The organism is Lentibacillus songyuanensis, from assembly GCF_039548255.1.
Taxonomy (GTDB): domain Bacteria; phylum Bacillota; class Bacilli; order Bacillales; family Amphibacillaceae; genus Lentibacillus_C; species Lentibacillus_C songyuanensis.
In genome coordinates this window covers 199,138-218,644 of the sequence record NZ_JBCLVH010000003.1, presented here as the reverse complement: position 1 = coordinate 218,644, position 19,507 = coordinate 199,138, and the positions used below count along the sequence as shown (strand labels likewise).

Here is a 19,507-nt window from a genome sequence, read left to right as displayed (position 1 = left end):
AAAGAATGATATACAAATTCTTTCTCCACTTTTTTCTAATGCTTATTTAGTAGTTGTCCCCGTTTTTTGCAACGTTTCCTGCAAAAAATCAATCACCTCTTTAAAAGCATCAGCAACGACCGGTTTTTGCATTTCTCGATCAAATTGATGCTCGCCACCCGGAATAGTGATCAATTGCTGTTTTATCCCTGCATTTGCTAAAGCATCACTCATCTTTAGGGATTCCTCATAAGGAACATCCTTGTCCGTATCACCATGTAAAAGCATTGTTGCCGGATAGTTGGCAGTGATATTCTCGATTGGACAATAGTCGCGTAATTTGTCAGCCGCAAGTATTGGATTTAATCCGGATACATAATCATTCCATTTCCCTTGTTGCCGGCAATATAAATAAATGGCGTAACGTCGTTCAATTGGTGCCTCAGAAATGGCCTTTTTTTGGATTAATTGGCGTGCTAGCATTTCCGGAACTTTGGTCATCTTGGTAAAATGTGCAGATGGTCTCGTATACCAACTTGCCAAAATATTCCCATACCCATAGAAAGAAACAATCGCTTTGGGCTTTACATCAAACGTGCCGGACAATAAGGCGAGATAACCGCCAGCAGAAGTCCCGACTACGGCGATCCGCTCCGAATCAAAGTCGTATTCTTCATTCCCTTTGTCCTTTAACCAAACAAGTGCGTCCTGAATATCCTCGGCAATTTGCGGTAATTTTGTCTCTGGTGCCAATCGGTAATCAATCGAGCAAACGTTAAATCCAGCATCGTGATAAAGCCGGACCTGTTCATCAAGGATTTCACTTCTATCTCCCCAAATTAGCCCGCCGCCATGAATATAAACAACCAAAGGCTTCTTCTTCCCTTCAACTGGGTAAAAATCACCTTTGATCGAACAATTGCCCATGTTCTTATATATAAACGTAGATTTCAATTTATTCACTCCTGTTTTTAGGATAAAAGGTCAAATCCTATTTGTTCATCTGTGTATTATATTACGATTTTAAGAAATTATAAAGGGTAAACCATTATTGGAGGGGCTGGTTAAAGCTTACTAAAATTCTGCAAAGGATTAATGATGTGTTTTTGTTCAACATACTCAAAAGATAATAATAAATTTGTTTAAAACAACCAATTACTTTCACCCCATAATTAGCTATAATGATGGGTGGAAATAGACTAGCGTCAATAGCTAAATATATGTTTATACACGATCGTGGTTAATAAAACATCGTATAGTCATCTAAGGCTATATGACTTGTCTCATGCGCTTTAATTAAAGTGAAAAGAAAGGAAGTATACCATGGATGCTAAATACATTTCAGGAGAAGCCATTCAGGAGAAACTCAAATGGTTAGGCGGGTTTGGCAAGGACCCTGATGGAGGGGTTTCAAGATTCCTATACAGCAAGGAATGGATTGAAGCTCAACAGGCGTTGGAACAGATTTTCAATGATGAAGGACTGACTGTCCAATTTGATGATGTGGGTAATTTGTTTGGCAGACTGGAAGGAACAACGAATAAAGATGAAACCATTTTAACCGGTTCCCATGTTGATACAGTGAAAAATGGTGGTCTTTATGATGGCCAATACGGTATTATCGCTGGATTTCTTGCCATCAAATACTTAAAGGAAACATACGGTGCGCCGCTTCGCAATATTGAAGTTGTAGCTATGGCTGAGGAAGAAGGCAGTCGCTTCCCATATTCTTTCTGGGGTTCTAAAAATATTGTTGGCGAGGCAAAGCCAGAAGATGTAAAAGATATAAAAGATTTTGATGGTGTTTCATTTGAAGACGCGATGCACCAAGCTGGGTTTGACTACAAGAAAGACGCCAAGGTGCGCGATGATCTAACATCCTTTGTGGAAATTCATGTCGAGCAAGGAAATGTTTTAGAAAAAGAGGAAAAAGCGGTAGGAGTTGTGCAGCATATCGTTGGCCAGCGACGCTATACAATTACAGTCAATGGTGAAGCCAATCATGCCGGAACAACACCGATGGGCTATCGAAAAGATGCCATGAATGCTGCTTCTCGCATGATTGCTCAAATCAATGATATGGCTGTTGCAGAAGGGGATCCGCTGGTGGCTACTGTCGGAAAAATGATCCTTGAACCAAATACAGTTAATGTCGTACCGGGCAAGGCTACATTTACCATGGATATCCGTCATACTCAAAAAGATGCCCTTGTTCATTTTACGAATAAAGTCGAGGAGAAATTGCGTGAGATTGCAGAGCGTGTTGGTGTTGAACTTGACATTGATATGTGGATGGATGCTGATCCTGTCCCAATGGATCCAAAAATCGTCAAGGTTATCCAGGAACAATGTGATCAAAACAACCTTGACTATAAAATGATGCATAGTGGTGCAGGCCATGATTCACAAGTAATTGCTCCAGTTATTCCAACAGCAATGATCTTTGTACCAAGCCGCAATGGAATCAGTCACTCACCAAATGAGTATACGAGTCCTGAACATTTGGCGGAAGGGGTACGTGCTCTTATTGGTGCATTATATGAATTAGGTTATCAAGCGTAAGTAACAACCCAAATAATTAATAAGCTTGGAGTGAAAAACGTGCTATATACTGTGATTAAAAAGAACTTATATCAGGACTCAGTTAGCCTGATGTTATTGACAAATCACTTATCCGCAATCGATGGTGTCAACCAGATTCAAGTGATGATGGGGACGCCAGCCAACAAAGATATTTTCAAAGGTTCTGGTCTTTATACGGATGAGTTGGAGGCAGCTAACCCGAGTGATCTTTGTATTGTCGTAAATTCAGATGATGAAGGCATTGTTGATAAGGTGGTTGAAGAAACAGAAACGTATCTGTCAAACCAATCTGCTGAATCGCAACAAAGCTCTATTCCAGTCGTTCGGACATGGGAAATGGCTGAAAATAAACTGCCAACTGCAGATGTTGCCTTGATTTCGATTGCCGGTGAACATGCACCAGCAGAAGCAAACAAAGCACTTGACCGTGGATTAAACGTGTTTATGTTTAGCGACAATGTCAGTGTTGAAGATGAATTGCAATTAAAGCAACGCGCACAAGATGAAGGTTTAATTGTCATGGGCCCTGACTGTGGTACCGGAATTCTAGATGGCGTCCCAATGGCATTTGCGAACGTTGTGGAAAAAGGAAACATCGGTATTGTTGGAGCATCCGGTACAGGTATCCAGGAAGTATCAACAATTATTGGCCGCAAAGGCGGGGGTGTGTCCCAAGCGATCGGTACTGGTGGTCGTGACCTTTCGTCAGATATCGGCGCGATTACGACGATTAGAGGATTACGCGTGCTTGACAACGATCCGGAGACAGATGTAATTACGTATATTTCGAAGCCACCAGCTCCAGAAGTAAGGGAGAAGGTTATCGAGGTATTTAAGACATTATCCAAACCGGTTGTAGCCATTTTTATGGGTGATAAACCGAAAGAAGCACATGATAATATTCATTACACATGGACACTAGAAGATACAGCATTGAAAGCCCTGGAATTAGCAAATAGCGGTCAAGCAGTAAAATATGATTTTGCGAACGACCAGGACATCCAAAAAGTAAAAGAAAATGGTGAGCAGCGTTACATCAAAGGATATTTCTGTGGTGGAACACTGGCGCACGAAGCAGCTATGATTATAGAAGATGCGCTAAACCTTGAAGGTGAAACCGAGCATACAGATGGCATGATGCTTCATTATCAAGGTCATGAAGTGATTGACCTTGGTGACGATGCATATACCCAGGGCCGTGCTCATCCAATGATTGATCCAACCTTACGTGTTGAAAAAGTTAAAGAAGCAGCTGCAGATTCTGAAACTGCTGTTATTCTGCTTGACAACGTCATTGGGTATGGCGCTCATGAAGATATGGCCGGCGTATTTGCTCCAGTTGTTCAAGAAGCCAAAGAAGAAGCGGCAAAACAAGGGAAAGCATTTGTAGCCATTGCTTCCGTAACTGGTACTGCAGACGATCCACAGGTATACCAGGAGCAAGTGGATAAATTAGAAGCAGCGGGTGTTATTGTAACTGACAGTAACGCTCAAGCAACGAAACTCGCTGTGGAAATTATTGACTATCTAAATGGCAAACAATCTGAAACTGCAACAACCGACAAACAAGTGCAAGAAAACGATAAAGTTGCTGAATTAATTGCCAGCAAACCTCGAGTGATTAACATTGGACTAAAAGGCTTTGCTGAAGCAATTTTGGAACATGGCGGTGAAGTTGTTCAATACCAATGGGCACCAATTGCCGGCGGAAACAAGCGATTAGCGAAAATCTTGGAAAAGCTTAAATAAGTAATGGTGAACAAGGAGGATATATCATGAAATATCAATCAATTCAAGAAGCCAATGAGGCAGTTATTCAACAGGTATTAGAATCACAACCATTTTTATTGGACGTTGTACCAGCAAAAACGGTAATTGACGAATTGAACGGGAAGGTCCTAATGCATGCTGGCCCACCAATCAAATGGGAAAATATGACACATCCAATGCAAGGTTCTTGTATCGGAGCAGCAATGTTTGAAGGCTGGGCTGACAACGAAGACGATGCGAAGAAAATGTTGGAAGCTGGTAAAGTTAAATTTATTCCATGTCATTCTGTAGATGCTGTAGGCCCTATGGGTGGTATCACATCAGCAAACATGCCTGTTGTTATTGTTGAAAATAAAGTAAACGGAAAACGCGCATACTGTAACCTGAACGAAGGCATTGGTGCTGTGCTTCGTTTTGGTGCATACAATGATGAAGTTATCAACCGTCTAAAATGGATGAAAGATGTACTTGGACCTGCACTATCGAAAGCATTGCAACAAATTGACGGCGGCATGAACGTAAACGTACTTGTTGCTAAAGCAATTACAATGGGTGACGAATTCCACCAACGTAATATTGCTGCATCTGCATTGTTCTTGAAAGATATTGTTCCATACTTATTAACTGCTGGTTTACCTGACAATGAACTGCAGGAAGTAACTAAGTTCTTGGCAGATACGGATCAGTTCTTCTTGAACATTATGATGGCTACAGCAAAAGTAACAATGGATTCTGCTGCTACGATTGAAGAAGGAAGCATCATCACTGCTTTGTCTCGTAACGGTTATGAATTCGGAATTAAAGTTAGCGGGCTCGGTGATCAATGGTTCACAGCACCAGTTAATACACCTGATGGCCTGTACTTCAGTGGTTACAGCGCAGAGGATGCAAACCCTGATATGGGTGATAGTGCTATTACTGAAGCATATGGTGTTGGTGGTATGGCTATGGTCGCTGCACCAGGCGTTGTTCGCTTCGTAGGTACTGGTGGATTTAACGATGCCGTGCAAACAAGTGATGAAATGCGTGAAATTTGCATTGCCAATAACCCAAACTTGTCTATTCCAACTTGGGACTTCCAAGGTACATGTCTTGGCATTGATATCCGTAAAGTAGTTGAAACAGGTATTACACCAGTGATCAACACAGGAATGGCGCATAAAGTTGCAGGTAATGGTCAAATTGGTGCAGGTACCGTTCGCGTTCCATTGGGCTGCTTTGAGAAAGCATTAGAAGCTCTTGCTGAGAAATACGGTGTAGAGGTCGAATAATAAACTTCAGTGATCATGCGGTGCTAATTCTCAACGGGCCGCATATCACTCACAACATGTTAAACATAGAAAGAGGTCAGGTTATGAGTAAAACAATTGTTGTTGCATTAGGTGGGAATGCCATTTTGCAACCGAATCAGGAAGGCACGTATGAAAACCAACTAAATAACGTGCGAACAAGCGCAAAGTTTTTAGCGAAGTTGATCCAAGATGGCTATAAGCTTGTCGTAACACATGGTAATGGCCCACAGGTTGGTAATATTCTTCGCCAAAATGAAGAAGCGGCAAATGTTGTACCACCAATGCCAATGGATGTATTAAATGGAGAATCCCAAGGCTTTATTGGCTACATGATGATTCAATGCTTACAAAGTGAATTAAAAGCACTTGGTATCGATACACCAGTTGTAAACTTAATCACTCGTGTCGAAGTTTCCAAAGACGATGAAGACTTCAATGATCCTTCAAAGCCAATTGGAACGTTCTATTCCGAAGAAGAAGCGAAAAAACTAATGGCAGAACGTGGCTGGAATATGAAAGAGGACTCCAATCGTGGCTGGCGCCGTGTTGTTCCATCACCACAACCAATCAATATATTGGAAGCTAATGCTGTTAAACAACTCGCTGAAGCAGGTAATGTTGTCGTTGCTGGCGGCGGCGGTGGCATTCCGGTTATTAAAACGGAAACTGGGGAATATGAAGGTATTGAAGCAGTGATCGACAAAGATCGAAGCGGACAAAAGCTGGCTGAAGAAGTAAATGCTGACGTATTTATGATTCTTACCGATGTAGAGCATGTGTTTGTTAACTTCGGCAAGCCAGAACAAAAAGCCTTGCAAGAAGTCACAGTCGATGACATGGAAGGTTACGTGGAAGAAGGCCAATTCAGTAAAGGCAGCATGGGACCAAAAGTTGAATCTGCACTGAAATTTGCCAGAAAAACTGGAACTTCCATCATCTGCTCATTAGAAAAAGTGGATGAAGCAATCCGGGGAAATAGTGGAACCATTATTTCAAGTAAAGCGAATGAACAAGTAAGTTAAAGAAGGAGCGATTCACGATGGGTTATCCAAACGATATTTTAACTTCAAGAGCTGTAGTGAAACCAGGGAAATACATGATTTTACCTCCACAAGGTTTGGTAAATAACGTTATCCCGGGATTTGAAAATGTATCCATGAGTATCCTGTCCTCACCAAAAACGGGTGCGAAGTTCGTCGATTATGTTGGAACTTTCCATCAAGGTGGTCAAAATAAACAAGGTTTTGGCGGACAAGACGATGTAGAAACATTTATTTATGTGCTGGAAGGCAAACTGAAGGCATGGGCTGATAAAGAAGAATTCACGCTTGAACAAGGCGGCTATCTATATTGCCCACCATCCGTCACCATGTACATGGAAAATGGCCAAGATGGCGATTCAAAATTCTTCTTGTACAAACAAAAGCATACCCCGTTAGAAGGTCATACACCGTGGGTTCATGCGGGTAATTCAAACGAAAACAAAGAAGAAATTTATGATGACATGGAAAATGTTCATATCCAGGACTTATTGCCAACAGATATTGCATTCGATATGAACTTCCATATCCTAACTTTTGATCCAGCAGCAAGTCATCCATTTGTGGAAACACACTATCAGCAGCATGGCGCTTACCTGTTGTCGGGTGAAGGAATGTACAATTTGGACAACGAATGGATTCCAGTGAAAAAAGACGACTATATTTTCATGGGAACTTATTGTTTGCAAGCTGCATATGCAGTAGGCCGCGAAAAACTTTCATACGTTTATTCCAAAGACTGCAATCGCGACGCTGATTTATAAGCGAGACACGGGGACAGGTCGAGATGATTGATGAACGTGGGGCCTGTCCTACGTTGCCCTTCTCTAAACGTTGGGGAAGGCTGTAAAAAGTCGCCGTAAAAATGTGTAAAAAGCCGATAAACAGGAGACAATTTTTTTATGCGGATTTTTCAGTAATCGCGGACAGGTCTCTTGTTCCAGCTTTAAGTCCACGATTTAGATATGTGGCAAATAGTGCTTCGGATATTTTGCGCACGTTATAAATGTTTAACGAAAATGGTAAAAGGCAACCTGCTTTTTACCATTCCTTGTATTAGGCAAAAACACCCCGTTGCATGTATAGCCGCTGGCGTTGGAATCTGGACATATCCCCCCTAACGTCGTAGTGTGTACGAAAAAAATAAGAGGTGTTCCAAATGAGAGTAACAAAAGAAAAATTAAAAGATTTAATTCAAACAAAATTAACCAAAGCCGGCCTAATGGAAGATCAAGCTGGAACTGTTGCGGATGTCCTTGTATTCGCTGATGCAAAAGGAATTCATTCCCACGGTGCAATGCGAGTTGAATATTATGCTGAACGTATTGCCAAAGGTGGAATTAATCATGATCCTGATTTCAAATTTGAAAAGACCGGTCCAAGTTCAGGGATTTTTCATGCTGATAATGGTGTAGGACATGTTGCTGCAAAGCGTGCGATGGATGAAGCGATTAACATAGCCAAAGAAAGTGGTGTAGCAGTTGTTGGCGTGAAAAAAATGAGTCATAGTGGTGCACTATCTTATTTCACCGAACATGCTGCTAAACATAGTATGATCGGTTTTTCCGTGTGTCAGTCAGATCCAATGGTTGTGCCATTTGGCGGTGCAGAACCCTATTATGGAACAAATCCGATTGCTTTTGCGGTACCTGGTGAAGATGGTAAAATGATCAGCTTTGATATGGCAACAACTGTGCAAGCGTGGGGTAAAATTCTGCACGCACGCTCGAAAAATGAACCCATTCCGGACACATGGGCAGTAGATGGAAAGGGAGAGCCGACAACTGATCCATTTAAAGTGCAGGCATTATTACCAATTTCCGGACCAAAAGGATATGGACTTGGCATGATGGTCGATGTTTTATCGGGTATCCTTTTAGGGCTTCCATTCGGCAACAAAGTATCTTCCATGTATCATGACTTAAGTGAAGGACGGAACCTTGGACAATTACACCTGGTAATCAATCCAGAAGTATTTACGTCTATCAAAGCATTTAAGCAAAACATTGCAACAACAATGAATGATTTAAATGGAATTAAACCTGCACCAGGATTCGATCAAGTGTTTTATCCTGGACAGAATTTAGAGGAACTTCAAAAAGAGTACGAAGAAAATGGTATTCCAATCGTTGATGATATTTATGCGTATTTGGAATCTGATGTTGTTCATAACAATGCGTATGACCATAATGATCCATTTGCTGAGTAGGGCATGAATCCATAGTTAGGTTAAAGAAAAGAGAGAAGGTGCATTCGTGAAAGTAGCTAAACAGAAACTAAAACAGTTAATGAAGAATAAACTTCATCAGGCTGGTTTGTCTGATGAACACGCAGATGGGGTGGCTGATGTACTTGTTCACGCCGATGCTCGTGGTGTGCACTCTCATGGTGCAATGCGCGTGGAATATTACGCAGAGCGAATTGCCAAAGGTGGCATTAATACAGAGCCAAATTTCCAATTTGAAAAGACTGGTCCGAGTACCGCGGTATTTGATGGTGATAATGGCGTTGGGCACGTTGCCGCGAAACAAGCAATGGATGAAGCGGTTAAGATGGCTAAGGAAAACGGCATTGCTGTTGTAGGTGTCAAACGAATTAGTCATAGTGGATCATTATCCTATTTTGTACAACAGGCGGCAAGAGAAAATCTCGTTGGTATTTCTGTTTGCCAATCTGATCCAATGGTTGTTCCATTTGGCGGTGCCGAAGCTTATTACGGAACCAATCCAATTGCCTTCGCTGCTCCAGGAGAAAATGATAAATTAATTACCTTTGATATGGCAACAACCGTACAAGCCTGGGGTAAAATATTGCATGCCCGCTCGAAAAATGAGGCAATCCCTGCTGATTGGGCTGTTGATGAAAATGGTGAGTCAACCACGAACCCGTTTGATGTTAAAGCATTATTACCAATTGCGGGACCAAAAGGATATGGCTTGATGATGATGGTCGATGTCTTATCCGGAATTTTGCTTGGCTTACCATTTGGTAATAAGGTATCCTCGATGTATCACGATTTAAGTGCCGGCCGCAACCTCGGTCAACTACATATCGTGATCAATCCGGAGTCCTTTACCAATTTGCAGCAGTTTAAGCAAAATATTTCGCAAACCATGACCGATCTTAATCAGATTAAGCCCGCTCCCGGATTTGATCATGTTTCCTATCCTGGTCAGCGCAGTGCCGAAAGAGAAGCAAAATACAATGAAGAGGGCATCGAGGTGGTTGACGATATTTATAACTACCTTGTCTCTGATACAATTCATAATAATAACTACGATCATAAAGATCCGTTCGCAAAATAACTAGTAAGAAGAGCCATGCATATCAAGCATGTGCTCTTTTTTTATCCCCTTAACGAACAGTAAGTCCTCCACTTTAAGTTTTTGAGCTGTAACGAAAAAAGATAAGTGGGGGTCGACTGCATGACAAAGGTCCGGTTCTGTTCTCAGCCTGCAGGGCGCAGGTCACAAAGGCGTTACAACTCAGATGTCTGAGAACTTAGCCTTTGTTCCCTATTCAGTGGGGGGAGAAAGGGCCGTCACGTCCTGTAACAACGCCTGCACTAGCACGTCTTCTGCGTCGAAAACCACCACTGAATAAAGTTTCGCTTTATTTGCTGTTACTTACAACTTGTGCAATTTGACTAATTTGTTGTTTTCTTTCAACATGGTTCTTTTTAATAAATTGACTTATTTTATATAATATCATTGTTCAAATATAACAATGGATTGTTCAAGTGGTTTAAAGGTTCGTAAATCCTTATGCTTTCCATACAATTACTTTTATTTATTTTGTCCAATGGGTATGAAGACCTGCATTTGAATGTATTATATAATCAATTTATACAAGGATATTGAGGCTCGGGCGGTCAGCAACATCCTTCAGTCAACAAATTGATAGCGGACAACCATGATTGGTATGGGCAATGGTATCAGATGATAACGCTATCGTAATAAAAATGTTTAAAGGGGTTAAAATATAATGGCGAAGAGTTTGGAATCCGTAAAAGAGGTGGATGTAAAAAAGATGGAGACTCAACCAATAAAGGAAGTAGAAGGATCACTTAGACCAAATACAGCGAAGGATCGAACCGTTGGTAAGATACCTTACATGTTCATGTGGGTCGGCGATGGCGTCAACATGGGTAATATGACGTTGGGGGCGAGTGTTGTTGTTGCGGGGGTAGCAACGTTAAATATTTTTCAGACGCTGGCTGCAGCTCTTATCGCAATTTTAATTATTTCTACGGTTTTTGCATTAAATGACCGGATGGGCTATAAAGAAGGAGTTCCATTTGTTGTCCAACTTCGCATGTCGTTTGGTATTAAGGGAACAATTATCTCATCCCTTATGCGGGGGATTCCTGCGATTATCTGGTATGGTGTACAAAGCTGGATTGGTGGAACAGCATTAAATGAAATTATGAAGATCGTGACCGGGGGTTCATTTAATAATAGTGCCATTTGCTTTGTAGCATTGATCTTGGTACAAATCGTTCTCTCATGGTACGGATTTAAAGCAATCAAATGGGTGGAAACACTTGCATCTATTGTTATTATGGTTGCAATGATTTATGTATTCATTATTCTTGTAACCTCATATGGCAGTGAGTTAGCGCAAAATTGGGTTAAGATTGATGGGTCATGGGGACTTCCATTCTTTGGATATATTATGGTGTTCCTTGGAAATTACGCGGCTATCTTTTTAAATGCATCGGACTATTCAAGAGAATTGGAAGCAGGAATTAGTGATGGAAAACGTGGCTTTCTGTATTTTTCACCGATTGTTATGGCGTACGGCTTTATCTTGATCGTTGGTGCCATGGTAGCAAGTGTTACAGGGGTAACCAATCCGCCAACCGCATTGGCGATTGTTATCGATAATTCATATGTAACATTTGGTGTGTCGGTATTTATTGTTATGGCTACTATTGCAACGAATATGGTGGCAAATGTGATTGCACCAACATATATTATAAGCTTGTTTACCAAAGCCAAATATAAAGTCGCTGTTACCATTACCGGACTCCTCGCAATGGGTGCTTTCCCGTGGTTACTCGTTCAAGAAAGCAACTCAAGTGGACTGGACATGTTTATCAAGATCTATTCAGCGTTTTTAGGTCCGATTGTGGCTATATTGCTAATTGAATATTACGTGTTACGAAAACAAAAAGTAGATATCGACAGCCTGTATCAGGAAAATGGACCATTTGCCGGATTTAATCCAACAGCTATGCTGGCAATGTTTATCGGAGCAGCAGTTGCCTTTATTAATGTCGATCTAGCCTGGGTGATTGGCTTTGTCACTGCAAGTATTGCCTATATGCTATTGTCGAAGTTTGCTTTTAAAAATTCGCGATTTAAGAAAAATACAATATTTGAGAAATAATGGACATGGTGTATCAATGAATGTTTATGGGCAGATATATATTCATGATAAACCTAGAAATAAAATCCCGACCCTTAACAAGGGCCGGGATTTTATTTCTGACAAAAATTGTTCAAAGTAAATAACTACTTATTCAATATATACAAAATAAGACAATCAGTAATGCATAAGCAACAACAATCATTACCTAATTTGTTTAGTAGACATAAGGAACTAACAGAGAAATTGTTGTATAATGACAATGGTGCTAAGAGGAATAGGTTATAAATAGAAAAGGATTATGTCATCCATTTTAACGTAAATCAAAAGCATGGTATAGGCTAAATGGTAGGTAAGTATTCCCAAAAAGAAAATACACAAATAAAGGGTTAATTTCTTCCGCTATACAAAAAATGTATATGAATGACTCCTAGATAATACTCCAATAGAACCGACAACAACGTATTTTACATTTTTCAAGGAGGCATTTTTTTGGAACAAATTGATCGCGAGCGATTTAAAAAAGCTGGTTATAGTGAAGATGTTCTGCCAGCAAAGGAATCGGAAAGAACATGGAACATCGGCAATTACTTCACCGTATGGATGGGATCGGTGCATAACATACCAAACTATGTTGCAATAGGCGGCCTGTTTGCCTTAGGAATGTCTGTTGGGCAAGTTTTTACATCAATTATGGTTGGGGCTGTAATTATTGCTGCGGTATTGATCTTTAATGGTTACGCCGGTTCAAAATATGGACTGCCATTTGCCATGTATTTACGCACCGCTTTTGGAACAAAGGGTGCGGTTATTCCCGGGGTAATTCGCGGGGTGATTTCTGCGATTATGTGGTTTGGATTTCAAACCTACGCAGGGAGTGAAGCACTGCTTATTTTAATCGGTAAACTCTGGCCTGCCTTCTTAACGTTGGGTGGCGATTGGAGTTTCTTTGGATTATCATTCCCAGGGCTTATTTCATTCGTGTTATTCTGGCTGTTTAACGTTGCGTTAATATATGGTGGAATGGGCTTCCTTGGTAGGTTTACTAATTATCTGTCCCCATTGATTTATATAGTATTTGGTGGAATGGCAATTTGGGCCATTAGTTTAGCAGGAGGGATTGGACCGATTTTGCATTATAGCGCGGAGGGGATTAGCGGTAATAAGGTTATCGTCTTTCTTGGTGCAGTTGTAGCGGTTATTGCTGCTTGGGCTCCACCGATGGTTAATGTCGCTGATTTCACCCGGCTCGCTAAGACACATAAAGATCAGGTAGTCGGGCAAACGTTGGGCATTATTATCACATATATTCTGTTTGCCGTAGCAAGTATTGCGATTATTGTCGGATCTGAAGTTGCGTTTGGCACGCCAATCTGGAACGTACTTGACGTTGTATCTCGTTTTGACAGTGGTTTTGCAATAGGGATATCTGTATTAACCTTATGCTTGACAACGCTATCGGTAAACGTCACAGGAAATATTGTGCCAGCTGGTTATCAATTGGCCTCCCTATTTTCTAAACTCAATTTTAAAACGGGTGCAACGATTGCTGCTATCCTTGGTACCGTCTATATGCCTTGGAAGTTAATGGAGAATTCAACAAGTATTTTTGCTTTCTTGAATATCGTATCTGGTTTGTTAGCACCTATTACCGGGATCTTGCTGGCACATTATTTTATCGTTTCAAAGCAAAAAATTGATTTGAATGAATTGTACTCCAAACAGGGTAAGTATCATTACTACAAAGGGTTTAACATAAATGCGATTATCACGCTTGTTATTTCTGGTGTATTAGCCCTGATTGGTAATTTCGTACCATTCTTTGAACCACTTTATAAATTGTCTTGGTTCGTTGGCATTGTATCAGCGATTATTATCTATACCTTGCTCGAATATTCAAAAGCATCGTCTAAAGTACGTGTAAGGAAGGTAGCAACTGAGTACAAATAACAGGAACAGTTTTTTACTTGTATCGAAAGGGGAATGTAATGTGAGCTATGATTTAATTATTAAAGGCGGAAATGTTGTTTTACACGATGGAGTATACCAAGTTGAAATTGGTGTGAAGGATGAAAAAATCGCATGTATTGCCGAGCAAATTGATGGGGATGCGAAGGAAGTAATTGATGCGCAGGGGCAATATGTCCTGCCAGGTATGATCGATACCCATGTACACATTTCAGAACCTGGTCGGACGGAATGGGAAGGATTTGAAACAGGTTCCAAATCACTCGCGGCAGGTGGAACCACAAGTTATGTGGAAATGCCGCTTAATGCATTACCTGCTACAACTTATAAGGAGGCACTTGATCTTAAATTAGAAGCAGCCAAAGATCAGAATTATGTGGACTATGCTTTTTATGGCGGTCTTGTTCCAGGGAATTTGGACAAACTAGCAGAGTTGGATGAAGCTGGAGTGCTTGCGTTTAAATGCTTTATCTCGAATTGTGGCAGTGATATTCCAGGAGATTTTACCAATGTTGATGACTATACGCTATACAAAGGAATGCAAAAACTGGCTGAATTGGATCAGCTGTTATGTATCCATGCTGAAAATCCAACCATTACGGATAAACTTGCAGAGGAAATGGTAGCAAAGGGCAAAACCACAGCAATGGATTATGTAGAATCCCGTCCAATTTTTACCGAAGTAGAAGCAGTTCAGCGTGCATTGCTATTTGCTAAAGAGACTGGCTGTAAGCTGCATTTAGTACACATAAGCACATCAGAAGCTGTACAGGCTATTTTAAAAGCTCGAGAAGAAGGAGTCGATGTGACGCTTGAATCATGTACACATTACTTCGCCTTGACCGCAGAGGATGTTGCTGAAATTGGACCGCGAGCCAAATGCCAGCCACCATTGAGAAAAGCGAAGGATCAGGCAAAATTGTGGGATGAGTTAATGAATGGAAATATTGACTGGCTAACCTCCGATCATTCGCCTTGTACGGAAGATCTAAAAGAAGGCAATATTTTTGAAGCATGGGGCGGTATCAGTGGTGCACAGAATAACGTGGATATCATGTTTGATCTAGCCGTGAAACAACATGGAATGCCAGTGCATACATTTGTTGATTTGATTGCAATGACACCATCCAAACGATTCAACATGCCGAATAAAGGTGAAATTGCTGTATCTAAAGATGCAGATATCATTTTTGTCGATCCAAATCAATCGTATACATTAAAACGTGAAGATCTATATTATAAGAACAAACACAGTGCCTATGAAGGTCGGAAAATTGACTGTCGCGTAACCAAAACCATTTTACGCGGAAATGTCGTCTATGATCTTGACGAAGGGATTGTCGGCGAGCCTAAAGGACAGCTTATGACCAAGCCTCAAGTGACAGCAAACAAGTAATAGCAGCAACAGAATGGTAGGAGGAATTGTTTGATGACTAGTTATGATTTACTTATTAAAAATGGAACGATTGTAACAGCGGATGCAATGATGCAAGGAGATATTGCTATTAAGAATGGCAAAATCCAGGAAGTGGCAACCAATCGCGCTATTGGGGATACAATGGCTGATCGTGTTATCGATGCTGAGGGCCTTCATATTTTCCCTGGTTTGATCGATGCGCATGTTCATTTCAATGAGCCGGGAAGAACCGAATGGGAAGGATTGGAAACTGGCAGTAAGAGTCTTGCAGCTGGTGGAGCGACAACGTTCTTTGATATGCCGTTAAACAGTACTCCACCAGTCATTGATCGGGAACAACTAGACATAAAACGCAGGCTCGGCGAGGAAAAGTCTGTAGTTAATCCAAAATACTGGGGCGGACTTGTTCCCGAAAGTGTTGATAAGTTAAAAGAAATGCATGATGGTGGGGTTATCGGATTTAAAGCATTCATGCCACCAAGTGGAATCGATGATTTTCATAATGCGGATGACGAGACCCTTTATCGGGGGATGCGGGAAATTGCTTCATTAGGCTCGATATTGGCGGTTCATGCTGAAAGTCCAGCTATTTGCGAAGTGCTTGCCGAGGAAAAACAGCGTGAGGGAAAAACATCTGCACGAGACTTTGTGGAATCACGTCCCATTATTTCCGAAGTCGAAGCAGTACGTAGAGTCATTTCCTATGCCGAAGCAACCGGATGCAAACTGCACATTGTTCATGCCAGTAACCGTAAAGTCGTCCAGGTGGTTCGAGAAGCACAGCAACGTGGGGTTGATGTGACCGTTGAGACGTGTCCACATTACTTGACGCTTACAGTCGACGATCTGGCAGAAATGGGAGGCGTTGCCAAGTGTACACCGCCATTACGTGATCAGGATGTAGTAGATGACTTATGGAATGCTGTTGCAAACGGTGAAATCAATGTGATCGGCTCTGACCATTCGCCAGCACCTGCTGATATGAAAATTATTACAGATAACTTTTTCGAAGGCTGGGGTGGCATTTCTGGTGCCCAATCAACGCTGAATAACCTTTTAACTGAGGGATATTTCAAGCGTGGCCTGTCACTTGAGAAAATTGTGGCAGTAACGTCGACAAATCCAGCTAAACGCTTTGGTTTGACGGGAAAAGGTAACATTGCTGCCGGCTTTGATGCGGACATTACATTGGTGGACTTAAGTGAAAGCTTTACATTGAAGAGTGAAGACTTATACTATCGTCATAAACATTCTCCATACGTTGGTAAAACCTATCAAGGGAATGTAAAAACAACGATTGTTAATGGTGAAGTAGTTTATGATAATGGCGAAATTGTTATGAGTAAATAAAGTGTAATACCTTGGCGGGTTTAGCGCTCTGCCATTTCAATAAGGATCCACCGCCCTTTTGTTAGAGGGCGACGGATCTTTTGTATTATCTAGAAAATAGTGCAGGCAAAGGAGAGGTTAAGATGGAAAGAAAAACATATGACGGTAAAAATGTAAAAGCATCTGGACCATACGCTAATGCGGTTGATGCTGGCGAATTTGTTTATTTATCTGGACAGACAGCGAAAAACATCGCAAACGCACCGGATCTGACTGGCGATATTGCTGCCCAAACGAAGCAATGTTTTCTGAATTTGCGTGAAGTATTAGTTGACGCAGGATTGACGTTGGACGATGTTGTAAAGGTAAATGTATACTTAACAACGATGAAGCATTTCGATGCGATGAACTCGGTATATGAAACCCAATTCAATAAACCATACCCGGCAAGAACATGTGTCGCTGTGTTGGAATTGCCACTCGGAGCAGAAGTCGAGATTGAGATGATTGTGAGGAAGCGATAAGAGTTGAGAAGTGACCTTGAGGATGCATGTTAATTAGATGTGGTGGATGCGTTATTTAGGAAGAGCACCAGGTGAACGAGAAAGAGTCGTGTGAAATCGGGTGAAAACCCGGTCAAGTGGGGGCATCTGATCCCCACTTGACCCATGATTCGTCCACAATAATGTAAAAAATGATGCGACATGCGGCCTATACAAGATAACTGGAAAAAGCATCTGACATCTTCATTTGGTTGAAAACGTGCTCGGGCCCCTGAAAAGTGCCAAAGCCACATCAAAACGAACCGGAGCCCACCCGAAACGGACCGGGAAGTTTTTAGACGAATCCATTTCATTTTTTCAGCAGTATCACCCCGTCCCTGTGTTGTCTCATTTTGATTCCTCATCCTCCTCCAGAATAGATCCAATAATTAACGCTACACGAATACGCAACGAATCCTGGGGATCGCGGAACGAACAATTAAGGAGTTCTTCCGTTTTTTTAATTCGGTATTTCACTGTATTACGATGAATGTAAAGTTTCCTCGATGTATCAGAGATTTCACACTGGCAATTTAGGTAGACTTCAATCGTCTTGACTAATTCTACATCTTCCTTGCTTTGTGGATAGGCAAGTGATTTTAACGTGTTTTCATACAGCGCCTTTAAATCTTTTCGAGGCAGTGTATTCAATAATTCCTTGATTTCCCTTGTTTTATAAAAATTTACAAATCCTGTCATGTTCAATTCATATCCATTAAGTATGGCTTCGACAGCCTCTTGATATGCGGTTGGAATATCGACAAGGGAATGAACTGGATTGCTAATCCCAAAGGAAACGGAATATTCATCTTGCATGTTGCTCTTCGCCTGTTCAATGAAATCAGAAACAACATCAACCTCTGCTTCCGTATAATGTGCGAATTGCAGCACCATAACGAAGTATTTTTCTTTTGTAAATAACGTTGCCTCCATTTTTGCGTTAATGATTTCATCCTCTAACTGATCGTAAATGCTATGATGCAGCTCGCCAACCTTTTTTTCGTATAGCTGCAGGTTTTCGTAATTATCCCCTTTTGCGTCAACGGTACACACAATACATATACAATCCTTGTCAGCCTTCAAGCCATAATAATCAGCGCGGCTAAGAATCTCTTCGTCTGAATGAAGCCGCATTTCGATTAGGTCAGCAAAAAAGTTGTTCTTCAATAATCTGGAGTTTTCTTCAATTGCCTGCTCCTTTATCAGTGTAAATGAAATCACGTTTCCAGCTTGTTCGATTGCCATTTGTGATGATGGATATGGCAATGTTAATGCATCAATAATGGCAAGCATACTAGGGTGCTGGCGTTTAGTTTGTACAGGGAAGGTGGTGACAGATTGATGATTTTTGGACGGAATGATAAAGGTGTTCCCTTGTCCAGCAGTCACAAGGTCATCTTTAACCGCCGAAATGATTTCATCCTCGACGACTTGCATGGAATCCATTCGAAAATCATGGCTCTGGGCGATTTTTTCCCCGCGATGATTTAGCAGAAGGGTCGGACGTACCAGGAAATGACCAAGCTGCTCGACAAGCCCGTTCAGACTGTACCCTTTGATCATCATATCGGAAAATTCTTTTTGCACATGCAAGGCATAATACAATTGTTCCGCCTCATGATCATTTAGATAATTCAAGATATGACGGGATAAATCACCCAATGTCCGGTCAGTTGGTAAATCGATAATTGGAAAAGCCAGGTCATCGGCAAGCAATTTTACTTCGTCAGGTATTTTCTTTAAAAACCGGTTCACTTTGATGATCATGCCAGATGCATTTAGCGCATGCATTTGTTTAATCAGTTCGCACATCTTTTGTATGTCATCCTGAAAACCGTAACCAGTGGTAAGTAATAAATGATTTTTATCTAAAAAGTTGATAACGTCAGGTGTATCGGATATATTGACGAATTGAACATTTCTGGTAAGGCCGCGATGCCCTGCCAACACAATGCATTCTTTCATTCCTTCTAAAATAAATAAATTATTTACTGTTTTCATTATCATCGCTCACTTTAACTGCATTTAAATGGAACGTAGGTGTTCCATTCATCATTCTTATTATACGTTAATAATAGACAAAAATCAAAGCATTGTTTAGCTGTTTTAAACAATGACTTTTTTTGGATGATCGTCTAAAATAGAGTGGTTAGTGAATACTGCACTTCAAAGTGGAGAAAGCATTGTCTTTTTGGTATTGTATTTACGTGTAAACGC

At 41.1% G+C, this 19,507-nt stretch carries 14 protein-coding genes; 12 read left to right on the top strand and 2 right to left on the bottom strand.

The annotated features are described in order from the left end of the window. Positions 1–42: 42 nt before the first annotated feature. Complete coding sequence (locus tag WMZ97_RS05075; protein ID WP_343270986.1) at positions 43–933, bottom strand: alpha/beta hydrolase; 891 nt, start codon at positions 931–933, stop codon at positions 43–45. Positions 934–1,302: 369 nt separating this feature from the next. Here WMZ97_RS05075 and allC point away from each other — a divergent pair, with 369 nt between their 5' ends. The 12 genes from allC (at position 1,303) to WMZ97_RS05015 (ending at position 17,272) form a co-directional block, all read left to right on the top strand. Continuing rightward, on the top strand, positions 1,303–2,541 hold the full coding sequence (gene allC, locus WMZ97_RS05070) for an allantoate deiminase (protein ID WP_343270985.1): 1,239 nt from the start codon (positions 1,303–1,305) through the stop codon (positions 2,539–2,541). Between the two features lie 39 nt (positions 2,542–2,580). Continuing rightward, positions 2,581–4,311 carry an acyl-CoA synthetase FdrA gene (gene fdrA / locus WMZ97_RS05065; RefSeq protein ID WP_343270984.1) on the top strand — a complete coding sequence of 577 codons (1,731 nt, stop codon included), beginning with the start codon at positions 2,581–2,583 and terminating at the stop codon, positions 4,309–4,311. A 26-nt stretch (positions 4,312–4,337) separates the two neighbouring features. Beyond that, entirely contained in the window at positions 4,338–5,603 is a 1,266-nt protein-coding gene (locus tag WMZ97_RS05060) for a YlbE family protein (RefSeq protein WP_343270983.1), read from the top strand. A gap of 83 nt (positions 5,604–5,686) precedes the next feature. Continuing rightward, positions 5,687–6,646, top strand: a complete 960-nt coding sequence (gene arcC / locus WMZ97_RS05055) for a carbamate kinase (protein ID WP_343270982.1) — start codon at positions 5,687–5,689, stop codon at positions 6,644–6,646. Positions 6,647–6,663: 17 nt separating this feature from the next. Next, a complete protein-coding gene (gene allE / locus WMZ97_RS05050; protein WP_343270981.1) occupies positions 6,664–7,428 on the top strand; it encodes a (S)-ureidoglycine aminohydrolase in 765 nt (254 codons plus the stop codon). 395 nt (positions 7,429–7,823) lie between these two features. Then, positions 7,824–8,873, top strand: coding sequence for an ureidoglycolate dehydrogenase (gene allD / locus WMZ97_RS05045; RefSeq protein ID WP_343270980.1), 1,050 nt, complete (start codon positions 7,824–7,826; stop codon positions 8,871–8,873). Positions 8,874–8,919: 46 nt separating this feature from the next. Further along, the gene (gene allD, locus WMZ97_RS05040; RefSeq protein WP_343270979.1) at positions 8,920–9,969 is read left to right on the top strand and encodes an ureidoglycolate dehydrogenase; all 1,050 of its coding nucleotides are present in this window, start codon (positions 8,920–8,922) and stop codon (positions 9,967–9,969) included. A gap of 679 nt (positions 9,970–10,648) precedes the next feature. Next, entirely contained in the window at positions 10,649–12,055 is a 1,407-nt protein-coding gene (locus WMZ97_RS05035; RefSeq protein WP_405027656.1) for an NCS1 family transporter, read from the top strand. A 471-nt stretch (positions 12,056–12,526) separates the two neighbouring features. Then, positions 12,527–13,984 carry an allantoin permease gene (allW, locus tag WMZ97_RS05030; RefSeq protein ID WP_343270978.1) on the top strand — a complete coding sequence of 486 codons (1,458 nt, stop codon included), beginning with the start codon at positions 12,527–12,529 and terminating at the stop codon, positions 13,982–13,984. Positions 13,985–14,024: 40 nt separating this feature from the next. Continuing rightward, on the top strand, positions 14,025–15,398 hold the full coding sequence (gene allB / locus WMZ97_RS05025) for an allantoinase AllB (RefSeq protein WP_343270977.1): 1,374 nt from the start codon (positions 14,025–14,027) through the stop codon (positions 15,396–15,398). 33 nt (positions 15,399–15,431) lie between these two features. Beyond that, positions 15,432–16,769 carry an allantoinase gene (locus tag WMZ97_RS05020; RefSeq protein ID WP_343270976.1) on the top strand — a complete coding sequence of 446 codons (1,338 nt, stop codon included), beginning with the start codon at positions 15,432–15,434 and terminating at the stop codon, positions 16,767–16,769. A gap of 122 nt (positions 16,770–16,891) precedes the next feature. After that, positions 16,892–17,272, top strand: coding sequence for a RidA family protein (locus WMZ97_RS05015; RefSeq protein WP_343270975.1), 381 nt, complete (start codon positions 16,892–16,894; stop codon positions 17,270–17,272). A gap of 366 nt (positions 17,273–17,638) precedes the next feature. Here WMZ97_RS05015 and WMZ97_RS05010 read toward each other — a convergent pair whose 3' ends face one another. Further along, positions 17,639–19,291 (bottom strand): PucR family transcriptional regulator, encoded by a 1,653-nt coding sequence (locus WMZ97_RS05010; protein WP_343270974.1) that lies wholly within the window; start codon positions 19,289–19,291, stop codon positions 17,639–17,641. Between the last annotated feature and the right edge of the window lie 216 nt (positions 19,292–19,507).